This window comes from Tatumella sp. JGM91, from assembly GCF_018257575.1.
In the GTDB taxonomy this organism is placed as follows: domain Bacteria; phylum Pseudomonadota; class Gammaproteobacteria; order Enterobacterales; family Enterobacteriaceae; genus Tatumella; species Tatumella punctata.
Genome location: NZ_JAERJP010000013.1, coordinates 101,236 through 113,834, shown reverse-complemented (window position 1 = coordinate 113,834; position 12,599 = coordinate 101,236). Strand labels below are relative to the sequence as shown.

Below are 12,599 nucleotides of genomic sequence, written 5' to 3'. Positions count from 1 at the left end.
GAGCGGTAGTTCAGTTGGTTAGAATACCTGCCTGTCACGCAGGGGGTCGCGGGTTCGAGTCCCGTCCGTTCCGCCACCCTATTTAGGGGCGTAGTTCAATTGGTAGAGCACCGGTCTCCAAAACCGGGTGTTGGGGGTTCGAGTCCCTCCGCCCCTGCCAGAAAAAATAATCCTTTGCCTGGCAAAGGATTTTTTTTGTCTGAAAAAACCTGTCTTTTACCGACATTCGCCGTCTGGCGATGCCGGTTCCTGTTCTTTCTGTATTTTCCTGAATAAATGTTTATCTGATAATTATTTAACGTAACACTACCGGTACTTTCAGTAATTGTTTCAGGGCTGATTGCTGATCACTATTTTGCAGCCAGACAGCATATAAAGGTCTGACAACTGTTGCTGTATCGGTCACCGGAACCAAATCTTTATACAGTGTTTGCCAGTATTCCGGCAGAAATGCACAGGAATCGGTAGTGTGCAGTAAATCCCGGGCAATATGAGCGGATGTCGTCGTCAGTATCGGGGTATCCTCATTTCCTGACAGATAAAACTCGTGCTGATGAAAGTCTGCCCCCCATTCCAGTTTGATATACCGGTACTTCTCTTTTTTCTCTGAGTGACGGGAACGGAATAATGCCAGCGAAATATGGCCAATTTGCTGGCTGGATAATTCATCCATTTTTGGTGCTTCGGTGGTGATCAGAACATCCAGTTGCCGTTCGTGGATCTGTTTGACCAGCAGGTGCCTCTGGGCGACCCTGGCTTCAATATGCAGGTTTTCCCTGGTCTGATACAGGCTTTTCAGCCAGGGGGTCATATAAGCCTCCCAGAGCGCAGTACTGGCACCGATCGTCAGTTCATGGTGCTGTAGTGACAGGGATACCTCTTTCTTTGCCAGCTGCCAGGTATTCATCAGGTTCTCTGCATACGGCAGCAGGCGTTCGCCAGCTGATGTCAGACGAATATTATTCCGGTGTCGGGTAAACAGGCTGACACCGAGCTGATTTTCGAGCTGGCGAATGCGGAAACTTACCGCGGACTGGGTCAGATACAATGCTTCTGCAGCCCTTCCAAAATGGCGTGTTCTGCTGACTTCGAGGAAAGTTTTCAGCAATTCAGTATCCACAATTTCATCTCCAAAATCATTAATCGTTATGATTTAAATCTTTTGTTTTACACTTTGTCAAGCGTATCTAATACTCCGCGCCATAAATCACACGACCATAAAAGAGTTAGGAGCGTGTAAAATGTCGGACAGCTTTACCACAACCAATCGCTTTTTTGATAATAAACACTACCCGCGAGGGTTCTCACGCCACGGTGATTTTACCATCAGGGAAGCCCAGCTACTTGAGCGTCATGGCTTTGCTTTTAATGAGCTGGATTTGGCAAAGCGTGAACCTGTAACGGAAGAAGAACACAGATTTGTAGAAGTCTGTCGCGGTATTCGTGAGCCGGCAACCGAAGCAGAACGCGTCTGGTCAAAATACATGTCCAGAATTAAACGTCCAAAACGTTTCCACACGTTATCCGGCGGTAAACCGCAGATGGATACCGTCGAAGAGTTTAATGACAGCGACGATTAATAGTATCAGTGAAAGGGCCAGCGGCCCTTTTTTTCGTCTGTTATTTATCAGGTCCGTTCCTGTTGTAAACGATGTAATAATCTGTCCATCGCACGGTAGCTTAATGCCTCCAGCAGTTGCTCTTTGGTAATTTCCGGTTGCAGCCTGAGATCAGCCAGCGTCCTGGCAACTTTCAGAATGCGCTGCCATGCCCGGACGGACAGACCGAGAGCAGATAAGGTCTCTTCAAGCCATTGTGCATCTTGCTGAGTGATCTGACACCAGCGCCTTACCTCTGCATTATTCAGCAAAGCATTTATCTTACCGGCCCGTTTCTGTTGGTATTCCCTGGCCCTGATAACCCGTTCACGGACCTGTCCACTACTTTCGCCAGGCTGGAATGTTTTGCTCAGTGTACCCGGCGGTAACAGGGGGACTTCAAGAGAGAGATCAAAGCGGTCGAGGAATGGTCCTGATAACCGGTTCAGATAACGAAGTAACTGGCTGGCTGACTGCCGGCGATGCACTCCTTCGTAATGTCCGGTCGGGCCGGGATTCATAGCAGCAATTAACTGAAAACGTGCCGGAAAAGTGATCCTTGCTTTTGCTCTGGCAATTGATATGTCTCCGGACTCCAGAGGCTGGCGGAGGGCATCCAGTGTTTTTCGCTCAAATTCGGGTAGTTCATCGAGGAACAGTACCCCGTTATGGGCCAGAGATATCTCTCCGGGCAGTGGCAGAGAGCCTCCCCCGACCAGAGCAAACATGGAAGCACTGTGGTGGGGAGCGCGAAACGGGCGATCGGTACAGAGTGTTGCAGCAGGGGCATTATGGCTCAGACTCAGCAGGGCGGTACATTCCAGGGCTTCGTGCGCTGTCAGCGGGGGTAAAAGGCCGGGAAGTCTGGCTGCCAGCATCGTTTTCCCGGTTCCCGGCGGACCAACCAGCAACATATTGTGTCCGCCGGCGGCTGTAATCTCTAATGCCCGGCGGGCATGCTGCTGGCCGATAATATCCTGCAGGTCGGGATACTGCCTGCTGATAACGGGCAGGTGATTTTCTGCCTGACGCAACTCGCCTTTGCCGTGCAGAAAATGACAGATTTCAAGCAGAGTTTTGCCAATACAGGCGGTATCGCCCTGGATGAGCCCGGCTTCGGCTTCGTTATCGGCAGAAAGGATCATGGTTCGCTGTGCATTCCGGGCAGCGATAACGGCAGGGATTGCACCTCTGACTGCTCTCAGGCTGCCATTCAGTGCCAGTTCACTGAGGAATTCTAGCCGGGGCAACTGTGCCGCAGGTATTTGATGAGACGCAGCCAGGATAGCGATGGCGATAGGCAGGTCATAGCGTCCGCCCTCTTTAGGCATATCTGCCGGTGCCAGGTTAACGGTAATACGGCGTGCGGGAAAAGTGAATCCGCTATTGAGTATGGCGCTGCGCACCCGCTCGCGGGCTTCTTTTACCGTTGCTTCGGGTAATCCGACCAGTGTCAGCCCGGGGAGCCCGCTGCTCAGATGTACTTCAATCATGACTAAGGGTGCATCAATACCGATACTTGCCCGGGTCATTACTCTGGCTAATGACATATTCTCTCCTTATGATCATCGCCAGTGTAAAATGCTGGTCATGGATACGGTGAGAAAATAAGCAAAATTCAGAAGTTACCACGCAAAGAAACAGGCCGGGGAAAAAATTTTTGCGGTGTCATTATGAGCGGTTTTACAGTACTGCTGTTTTTTCGACATAAAAAGATGGCAATTATCTTTTTAAATATAACTAATACTTATCAATATCTTAAAAAAATACCATACCGGTTCCCAAAAAAATAAACACAGAAAAATGTTGTCACATCACATTAATCTGTGATAACTCTTTAGGCATTACTTCGAATTAAGCGAATTATTGTACTTATTATGAAAGCCCTTCTACGAGTGATTAGCCTGGTCGTGATTAGTGTGGTGGTGATTATTCTACCATCGTGCGGGGCTGCACTCGGAGAAAGAAAGGCTTAAAAATCAAGCCTTAATCGAAAGAGAACCCCCGCACCGAAAGGTCCGGGGGTTTTTTTTTGGTTATCAGGCATTACAGTATTTTAATGTGGAGCAGATGATGAAAAGTAGTATGAAATTCTGTTGTTCCCGACAAAAGGCAGGAGAATAGCCATGACCGGAGCACAGTGGGTAGTTCAGGCATTACGGACACAGGGGATTCAGACCGTTTTTGGTTATCCGGGCGGGGCAATTATGCCAGTGTATGATGCTCTTTATGATGGTGGTGTTGAACACCTGCTGTGCCGGCATGAGCAAGGCGCTGTAATGGCGGCAATTGGTTATGCCAGAGCGACCGGTAATACGGGCGTGTGTATTGCAACTTCTGGTCCGGGAGCGACTAACCTGATCACAGGGCTGGCGGATGCGATGATGGATTCAGTTCCTGTGGTTGCCATCACCGGACAGGTTTCTTCTGCTGTGATTGGTACTGATGCTTTCCAGGAGATTGATGTTCTTGGATTATCCCTGGCCTGTACTAAACACAGTTTTATGGTGCAGTCACTGGAAGAACTGCCTGCGATACTGGAAAGCGCGTTTGATATTGCTAATTCCGGTCGTCCGGGGCCGGTTCTGGTCGATATCCCTAAAGATATCCAGCTGGGTTCTGCTGATTTCACGCCACATCAGTTACCGGTTAATCCGCCGCTGCAGCTGCCTGACGCGGATATCGCAGCCGCCCGGCAGTTAATGTCCCGGTCAGTAAAACCGGTAGTGTACATCGGTGGTGGTGTGGGGATCGCCGGTGCGGTTCCGGCGTTACGTGATTTTCTGCGGGTGACCGGCATCCCGTCAGTTTGTACCCTGAAAGGGTTAGGGGCAGTTGCGGATACGGAAGAGGCTTATCTGGGCATGCTGGGCATGCATGGTAGTAAAGTGGCCAACCTGGCAGTCCAGCAGTGTGATTTGCTGATTGCTGTCGGGGCCCGTTTTGATGACCGCGTGACCGGGAAACTGGACGCTTTTGCGCCTGATGCCTCGGTTATCCATCTGGATATTGACCCTGCAGAGTTGAATAAACTGCGCCGTGCCCATGTCAGCCTGCAGGGATGCCTGAATCAGCTGTTACCCGCCATCAGCCAGCCAATGGATATCGCTGAATGGTGCAGCGCCACAGCGTCGATGAAGCGGGATTTCGCCCCCGCGTATAATCATCCCGGTGACGCCATCTATGCCCCTGCATTATTAAATACCCTCTCAGAAAAAAAACCGCCCGCAACCATTATCACAACCGACGTCGGCCAGCACCAAATGTGGGCGGCTCAGCATATGACGTTTGATACACCGGATCGTTTTATTACCTCCAGTGGTCTGGGGACCATGGGCTTTGGTTTACCCGCCGCCATTGGTGCTCAGGTGGCCTGTCCGCAGGATACCGTCATTTGTGTATCCGGCGATGGCTCTATCATGATGAATATTCAGGAACTTGGCACCATTAAACGCCGGAAATTACCGGTGAAAATCCTGCTGCTGGATAACCAGCGACTGGGTATGGTTCGCCAGTGGCAGCAATTGTTTTTTGAACAACGCTACAGTGAAACCATTCTGACCGATAATCCTGACTTCCTGACGCTGGCAAGCGCTTTCGGTATTCCGGGGCAGCAAATCAGCCGTAAAGAGCAGATTGATGGTGCATTAGCCGAAATGCTGAACAGCGACGGGCCTTACTTTCTGCATGTCTCCATCGATGAAGCTGAAAATGTCTGGCCACTGGTTCCTCCCGGTGCCAGCAATGCCAATATGATGGAGGACAGTTTATGAAACAGCATCAGTTATCTATCGAAGCACAGTTCCGCCCTGAAATTTTAGAACGTATTTTACGGGTTATCCGCCATCGTGGTTTTCGGGTATGCACTATGAATGTTGTCGCCCGGGCAGCGGACAATGAGCAGGTCAGTATTGACCTGACCGTGGCCAGCCAGCGGCCGATTGATTTATTGTCGGTACAACTTACAAAACTGATGGACGTTACCCGCGTTCAGGTTCAATAACAGACAAACACAACACATCCACGCTAAAGCGTAAAAGGACAGAATAATGACGACTAAAAAAGCAGAGCTTATCTGGTTCAACGGGGAAATGGTTAAATGGGAAGAGGCTAAAGTCAGTGTGATGTCACACGCACTGCACTATGGTACTTCAGTATTTGAAGGTATCCGTTGCTATGACTCGCATAAAGGCCCGGTTGTTTTTCGCCATCGTGAACATATGCAGCGCCTGCGCGACTCAGCCAAAATCTATCGTTTCCCTGTGTCACAAAGCGTTGATCAACTGATGGAAGCATGCCGTGAAGTTCTGCGGGTGAATAACCTGAAAAGTGCTTATATCCGTCCGTTAGTCTTTGTCGGAGATGTCGGCCTGGGAGTTAACCCGCCGGAAGGATTCAGTACCGATGTCATTATTGCCGCCTTCCCGTGGGGAGCCTATCTGGGCGCAGAAGCCCTGGACCAGGGTATTGATGCTATGGTCTCCTCCTGGAACCGTGTTGCGGCAAATACCATCCCGACAGCGGCGAAAGCCGGAGGGAACTACCTGTCCTCATTGCTGGTGGGCAGCGAAGCGCGTCGTCATGGCTATCAGGAAGGGATCGCGCTGGATGTGAACGGCTACGTTTCAGAAGGCGCAGGTGAAAACCTGTTCGAAGTGAAAGATGGCATTCTGTTTACCCCGCCATTCACCTCTTCGGCGCTGCCGGGGATCACCCGTGATGCCATCATTAAACTGGCCGCAGACTTAGGTATCGAAGTCCGTGAACAGGTGCTGTCCCGTGAATCCCTGTACCTGGCGGACGAAGTCTTTATGTCCGGGACTGCAGCAGAAATCACACCGGTGCGCAGTGTTGACGGCATTCAGGTCGGCGAAGGTCGCTGTGGCCCGGTGACAAAACGTATTCAGCAGGCATTCTTTGGTCTGTTTACCGGTGAAACGGAAGATAAATGGGGCTGGTTGGATCAGGTCAACCCATAATAATTGAGATATCACGCGGGTAGTCACTGCCCGCGAATTTTTTCCAGACTGGAGTAAACAGAGCATGCCTAAGTACCGTTCCGCCACCACCACCCATGGACGTAATATGGCCGGAGCCCGCGCCCTGTGGCGCGCAACCGGAATGACTGATGATGATTTCGGTAAGCCGATCATTGCGGTTGTAAACTCATTCACTCAGTTTGTGCCGGGCCATGTGCACTTACGTGATCTGGGTAAGCTGGTTGCCGAACAAATTGAAGCATCAGGGGGCGTTGCCAAAGAATTTAATACCATTGCGGTTGACGATGGTATCGCAATGGGCCATGGCGGTATGCTGTATTCACTGCCATCACGTGAGCTGATTGCTGACTCCGTAGAATATATGGTAAATGCGCACTGTGCTGATGCCATGGTCTGTATCTCAAACTGCGATAAGATCACCCCGGGAATGCTGATGGCGTCATTGCGTCTGAATATTCCGGTCATTTTTGTGTCCGGCGGCCCGATGGAAGCCGGTAAAACTAAACTGTCAGACCAAATCATTAAGCTGGATTTGGTGGATGCGATGATTCAGGGTGCGAATCCGAATGTCAGCGATGCCGATAGTGAACAGATTGAACGTTCAGCCTGTCCGACCTGTGGTTCCTGCTCCGGTATGTTTACGGCAAACTCCATGAACTGTCTGACCGAAGCTCTGGGTCTTTCTCAGCCGGGAAATGGTTCTCTGCTGGCGACCCATGCCGATCGCGAACAACTGTTTATCAACGCCGGTAAGCGAATTGTCAGCCTGACAAAGCGTTATTATGAACAGGATGATACTTCTGTGCTGCCACGTAATATCGCCAGCAAGGAAGCATTTGAAAATGCGATGACGCTGGATATCGCCATGGGCGGGTCGACAAATACCGTACTGCACTTACTGGCAGCGGCGCGGGAAGGGGAAATTGACTTCGATATTTCAGATATCGATCGCCTGTCCCGTCAGGTACCTCATCTGTGTAAAGTGGCACCCAGTACCCCGAAATACCATATGGAGGATGTGCACCGTGCCGGTGGAGTGATTGGTATTCTCGGTGAGCTGGACCGTGCAGGCCTGCTGAACACCTCAGTACCGAATATCCTGGGTACCACCCTGCGGGAAGCCCTGGATAATTACGATATCATGCTGACGAAAGATGAAGCAGTGAAAGAAATGTACCGTGCCGGCCCTGCCGGGATACGTACCACGAAAGCTTTCTCGCAGAACTGTCGCTGGGATACGCTGGATGATGACCGTGAACAGGGCTGTATCCGGACCCGTGAACATGCATATTCACAGGATGGCGGGCTGGCAGTACTGTACGGCAATATGGCGCTGGATGGCTGTATTGTGAAAACAGCCGGGGTGGATAAAGACATTCTGACCTTCCGTGGTCCGGCAAAAGTGTATGAAAGTCAGGATGATGCCGTAGAGGCGATCCTTGGCGGTAAGGTTGTTGCCGGCGATGTTGTGGTGATCCGCTACGAAGGCCCGAAAGGAGGGCCGGGTATGCAGGAAATGCTGTACCCCACCACCTATCTGAAATCGATGGGCCTGGGTAAAAGCTGCGCATTAATTACTGATGGTCGTTTCTCCGGAGGGACATCCGGATTATCTATCGGCCACGCGTCTCCGGAAGCAGCGAATGGCGGCACTATTGCCCTGGTAAAAGACGGTGACATGATTGATATCAATATCCCTGGCCGCAGTATCAGCCTGGATATCAGCGATGCAGAACTGCAGACACGTCGTACCGCGGAAGAAGCCCGTGGCAATGCCGCTTATACCCCACAGGATCGTCAGCGTGAAGTGTCGTTTGCACTGCGGGCTTACGCTTCACTGGCGACCAGTGCCGATAAAGGTGCCGTTCGCGACAAGAGTAAACTGGGAGGTTAATCGATCATGGCAGCTTCCAAACCTCTTTCTTCCGCACCTTCGGGTGCGGAGTACCTGCATGCAGCGTTGCGATCCCCGGTCTATGAGATTACCCGGGTCACTCCGTTACAGACGATGGAAAAACTGTCGCGGCGTCTTGGCAATACCATCATGGTAAAACGTGAAGATCGTCAGCCGGTGCATAGCTTTAAATTGCGCGGAGCTTACGCAATGATTGCCGGGTTGAATCAACAGCAACGCACCCGGGGAGTGGTGACTGCGTCGGCCGGTAACCATGCTCAGGGGGTTGCACTGTCTGCCAGCCAGCTAGGGATCAAGTCTCTGATTGTGATGCCGGTAGCCACCGCAGAAATTAAGGTAGATGCGGTGCGTGCTTTTGGCGGAGAGGCCTGTCTGCATGGCGCAAACTTTGATGAAGCAAAAGCGAAAGCTATCTCGCTGGCAGAAGAACATGGTTATACCTTTGTGCCGCCGTTCGATCATCCGGCAGTGATCGCGGGGCAGGGTACCCTGGCACTGGAACTGCTGCAGCAGGATGCACATATCGATCGTATCTTCGTCCCGGTGGGTGGTGGCGGTCTGGCTGCCGGGGTGGCGGTGGTTATTAAACAACTGATGCCGGAAATTAAAGTGATCGCTGTTGAAGCTGAAGATTCCGCCTGCCTTAATGCCGCACTCAAGGCGGGTGGGCCGGTGGATTTATCGCGGGTCGGTTTGTTTGCCGAAGGGGTGGCTGTTAAGCGTATTGGTAACGAAACCTATCGTCTTTGCAGGGAGTACCTGGATGATATCGTGACTGTCGACAGTGATGCTATTTGCTCAGCAATGAAAGATATTTTCGAAGATGTGCGTGCAATCGCCGAGCCTTCCGGGGCTCTGGCGCTGGCAGGGATGAAAAAATATATTCAGCAGCATGATATTAAAGATGAGCGGCTGGCACATGTTTTATCCGGTGCTAACGTCAATTTTCACGGACTGCGTTATGTCTCAGAACGCTGTGAGCTGGGCGAACAGCGCGAAGCTTTGCTGGCAGTGACGATCCCGGAACAGCCGGGGAGCTTCCTGAAGTTTTGTCAGATCCTCGGTGGCCGTGCGGTGACCGAATTTAATTATCGTTATGCGGATGACCAGAATGCCTGCATTTTTGTCGGCGTGCGTTTAACCCGCGGGCTGGACGAACGCACTGAAATTGTCCGGCAACTGAGTGACGAAGGTTACCTGGTGGTGGACCTGTCAGACGACGAAATGGCTAAACTGCATCTGCGTTATATGGTCGGGGGCAGGCCGGGTAAACCATTGCAGGAAAGGTTATACAGTTTTGAGTTTCCTGAATCGCCGGGAGCTCTGCTGAAATTTCTGCAGACCCTGGGCACGCACTGGAATATCTCCCTGTTTCACTACCGTAGTCATGGCACAGACTATGGCCGGGTACTGGCTGCATTTGAACTCGGTAATAATGATCCCCGGTTTGCGGAGCATCTGTCCGCACTGGGTTATGATTTTCATGATGAAAGTAATAATCCGGCCTTCCGGTTTTTCCTTGCTGGCCGGTGATCAGAGTAAATCCCAGAAAGCATTGATCAGCGGCTCTCCGAGCCGCTTCTTCCGGACACACACCCCTAGTTCCAGCGGAGTACCCGTATCGCTGAGTGGCAGGGACATAATACGGTTACGTACCGGCTCGGGGCTGTTTTCCAGCACCACGACCGGCAATAAAGCCACACCACAGCCGAGGGCAACCATCGACACTATCGCTTCGTGTCCTGCGACCGTGGCATAAATCAGCGGATTGGTGATTTTTCTGCGGCGCAGCCACAGATCGACGCTGCGCCGTACCGGCCCTTGCTCAGGAAAAATAAAGGGTACCCGGCTCCAGTCAGGATCGACCGAGGTGACCTCGCTCCTGACCGGGCAAGGTAATGCCGGCGCAATCAGTGCCAGGGGCAGCACATCCAGAGGATTAAATGCTATTCCTGCAGGCAGAGACTCAGGTTTACCGGCTATTGCCAGGTCGGCTTCACCGGAACTGATTTTCTCTACGGCATCAGAAGGGTCGCCGGTAGATAATTTAATTTCCACCTGCGGATGTTCGGCCCGAAAACGGTCAAGGACAGGAGGCAGATGGCTATAGGCAGCAGTCACGGAGCAGAACAGATGTAACTCACCACTCAGGGAAGGACTATTAAGGTCCATCAGGTGACGCAGTTGCTGATAATGCAGCAGGGTTTGTCTGGCAAACAGGCTGAAATTTTCTCCGGCGGTGGTCAGGGCAACTGAACGATTATCGCGCATAAATAACGGGTGACCCACGTCCTCTTCCAGCCGCTGGATTTGACGTGAAAGGGTGGAGGGACTGACGTGCATAGCGCGGGCCGTCTGGCCAAAATGACGGCTGTCGGCCAGATGCAGAAATAATTTCAGATCCCGTAAATCCATGCTGAGTGACTCCGTAGTGTATTGCAGTTATTGCAATATAACGTTGTTAATATATCAATTTAAGCAATAGAAATCCTGACATATGATGGAGGTATTCTCAGTCACGCAACCTTCGCGGCTGAATACCTTATAAATACAAACACAACTCAACCGGAGTACCCATGGCTAACTATTTCAACACTCTGAATCTGCGTAACCAGTTAGCGCAGTTAGGCAAATGTCGTTTTATGTCCCGTGACGAATTTGCGGACGAAGCCAGCTTTCTGAAAGGCAAAAAAATCGTGATTGTTGGTTGTGGTGCGCAGGGCCTTAACCAGGGGCTGAATATGCGTGATTCCGGTCTGGATATTGCTTACGCCCTGCGTGCTGAAGCGATTGCTGAGAAACGTGCCTCATGGCGCAAAGCGACAGATAACGGCTTTAAAGTCGGTACCTATGAACAGCTGATCCCGCAGGCCGACCTGGTGGTCAACCTGACGCCGGACAAGCAGCACTCTGCTGTAGTTCAGGCAGTGCAGCCTCTGATGAAAGAAGGCTCTGCACTGGGTTACTCTCATGGTTTTAACATTGTTGAAGTCGGCGAAACTATCCGTAAAGATATTACGGTCGTGATGGTCGCGCCAAAATGTCCGGGCACTGAAGTCCGTGAAGAATATAAGCGTGGTTTCGGGGTTCCTACCCTGATCGCCGTACATCCGGAAAATGATCCTAAGGGTGAAGGTCTGGCGATTGCCAAAGCATGGGCAGCAGCTACCGGAGGCCACCGTGCCGGGGTGCTGGAATCTTCTTTTGTTGCCGAAGTAAAATCAGACCTGATGGGTGAACAGACTATCCTGTGCGGTATGTTACAGGCGGGTTCTTTACTGTGTTTTGATAAGCTGGTGGCTGAAGGTACCGATGCCGCTTATGCTGAAAAACTGATCCAGTTTGGCTGGGAAACGATCACCGAATCACTGAAGTTTGGTGGTATTACCCTGATGATGGATCGTCTGTCGAATCCTGCAAAAATTCGTGCGTATGAACTGTCAGAACAGCTGAAAGAGATCATGGCTCCTCTGTTTCAGAAACATATGGATGACATTATCTCTGGTGCATTCTCTTCCGGTATGATGGCTGACTGGGCTAATAATGATAAAGATTTGCTGACCTGGCGTGAAGAGACCGGTAAAACAGCCTTCGAAAATGCTGCGCAGTTCGAAGGAAAAATTGCTGAGCAGGACTACTACGACCAGGGCGTGGTGATGATTGCGATGGTTAAAGCCGGCGTTGAACTGGCGTTTGAAACCATGGTTGACTCCGGAATTATCGAAGAGTCTGCATATTATGAATCACTGCATGAACTGCCTCTGATCGCGAATACCATTGCACGTAAGCGTCTGTATGAAATGAATGTCGTTATTTCCGATACTGCCGAGTACGGTAACTATCTGTTCTCTTTTGCGGCGGTTCCGCTGCTGAAAGACTTTATGGCTCAGCTGCAGACCGGTGATTTAGGTCAGGAAACCCTGAAGGGTAATGGCGTTGATAATGCGCAGCTGCGTGAAGTTAATGAAGCTATCCGCCAGCACCCGATTGAAAAGGTCGGTGGTAAACTGCGCGGTTATATGACCGATATGAAACGCATTGCCGTTGCCGGTTAATGCTAACCAAGGTTTAACAAACAGCCCGGCA

At 51.2% G+C, this 12,599-nt stretch carries 11 protein-coding genes and 1 tRNA gene; 9 read left to right on the top strand and 3 right to left on the bottom strand.

Annotated elements, in window-relative coordinates; translation table 11 throughout:
- Positions 1–84: 84 nt before the first annotated feature.
- A tRNA-Trp gene (locus JK198_RS10715) sits at positions 85–160 on the top strand.
- 135 nt (positions 161–295) lie between these two features.
- Here the strand turns inward: JK198_RS10715 and hdfR are convergent.
- A complete protein-coding gene (gene hdfR, locus JK198_RS10710) occupies positions 296–1,120 on the bottom strand; it encodes an HTH-type transcriptional regulator HdfR (RefSeq protein WP_212710512.1) in 825 nt (274 codons plus the stop codon).
- Between the two features lie 121 nt (positions 1,121–1,241).
- On the opposite strand from hdfR, the gene JK198_RS10705 reads away from it, so the two are divergent.
- A complete protein-coding gene (locus JK198_RS10705; protein ID WP_212708653.1) occupies positions 1,242–1,580 on the top strand; it encodes a DUF413 domain-containing protein in 339 nt (112 codons plus the stop codon).
- Between the two features lie 47 nt (positions 1,581–1,627).
- Here the strand turns inward: JK198_RS10705 and JK198_RS10700 are convergent, their stop codons facing one another.
- On the bottom strand, positions 1,628–3,148 hold the full coding sequence (locus tag JK198_RS10700; protein WP_212708654.1) for a YifB family Mg chelatase-like AAA ATPase: 1,521 nt from the start codon (positions 3,146–3,148) through the stop codon (positions 1,628–1,630).
- A 327-nt stretch (positions 3,149–3,475) separates the two neighbouring features.
- Between JK198_RS10700 and ilvL the strand changes: the two genes are divergently transcribed.
- From ilvL to ilvA, 6 genes are all read left to right on the top strand, one after another.
- Positions 3,476–3,574: an ilv operon leader peptide gene (gene ilvL, locus JK198_RS10695; RefSeq protein ID WP_071780145.1), complete on the top strand. Its 99-nt coding sequence runs from the start codon at positions 3,476–3,478 to the stop codon at positions 3,572–3,574.
- Positions 3,575–3,724: 150 nt separating this feature from the next.
- Positions 3,725–5,371, top strand: coding sequence for an acetolactate synthase 2 catalytic subunit (gene ilvG / locus JK198_RS10690; protein WP_212710511.1), 1,647 nt, complete (start codon positions 3,725–3,727; stop codon positions 5,369–5,371).
- Complete coding sequence (gene ilvM, locus JK198_RS10685; RefSeq protein WP_212708656.1) at positions 5,368–5,601, top strand: acetolactate synthase 2 small subunit; 234 nt, start codon at positions 5,368–5,370, stop codon at positions 5,599–5,601. The genes ilvG and ilvM overlap by 4 nt, the downstream gene beginning before the upstream one ends.
- Before the next feature lie 46 nt (positions 5,602–5,647).
- Entirely contained in the window at positions 5,648–6,577 is a 930-nt protein-coding gene (gene ilvE / locus JK198_RS10680) for a branched-chain-amino-acid transaminase (RefSeq protein WP_212708657.1), read from the top strand.
- Positions 6,578–6,641: 64 nt separating this feature from the next.
- Complete coding sequence (gene ilvD / locus JK198_RS10675; RefSeq protein ID WP_212708658.1) at positions 6,642–8,492, top strand: dihydroxy-acid dehydratase; 1,851 nt, start codon at positions 6,642–6,644, stop codon at positions 8,490–8,492.
- A gap of 6 nt (positions 8,493–8,498) precedes the next feature.
- The gene (ilvA, locus tag JK198_RS10670) at positions 8,499–10,046 is read left to right on the top strand and encodes a threonine ammonia-lyase, biosynthetic (RefSeq protein WP_212708659.1); all 1,548 of its coding nucleotides are present in this window, start codon (positions 8,499–8,501) and stop codon (positions 10,044–10,046) included.
- On the opposite strand, the gene ilvY is transcribed toward ilvA, so the two are convergent.
- The gene (gene ilvY / locus JK198_RS10665; RefSeq protein WP_212708660.1) at positions 10,047–10,928 is read right to left on the bottom strand and encodes an HTH-type transcriptional activator IlvY; all 882 of its coding nucleotides are present in this window, start codon (positions 10,926–10,928) and stop codon (positions 10,047–10,049) included.
- Between the two features lie 161 nt (positions 10,929–11,089).
- Between ilvY and ilvC the strand changes: the two genes are divergently transcribed.
- Positions 11,090–12,568, top strand: a complete 1,479-nt coding sequence (gene ilvC, locus JK198_RS10660) for a ketol-acid reductoisomerase (protein ID WP_212708661.1) — start codon at positions 11,090–11,092, stop codon at positions 12,566–12,568.
- Positions 12,569–12,599 lie beyond the last annotated feature (31 nt).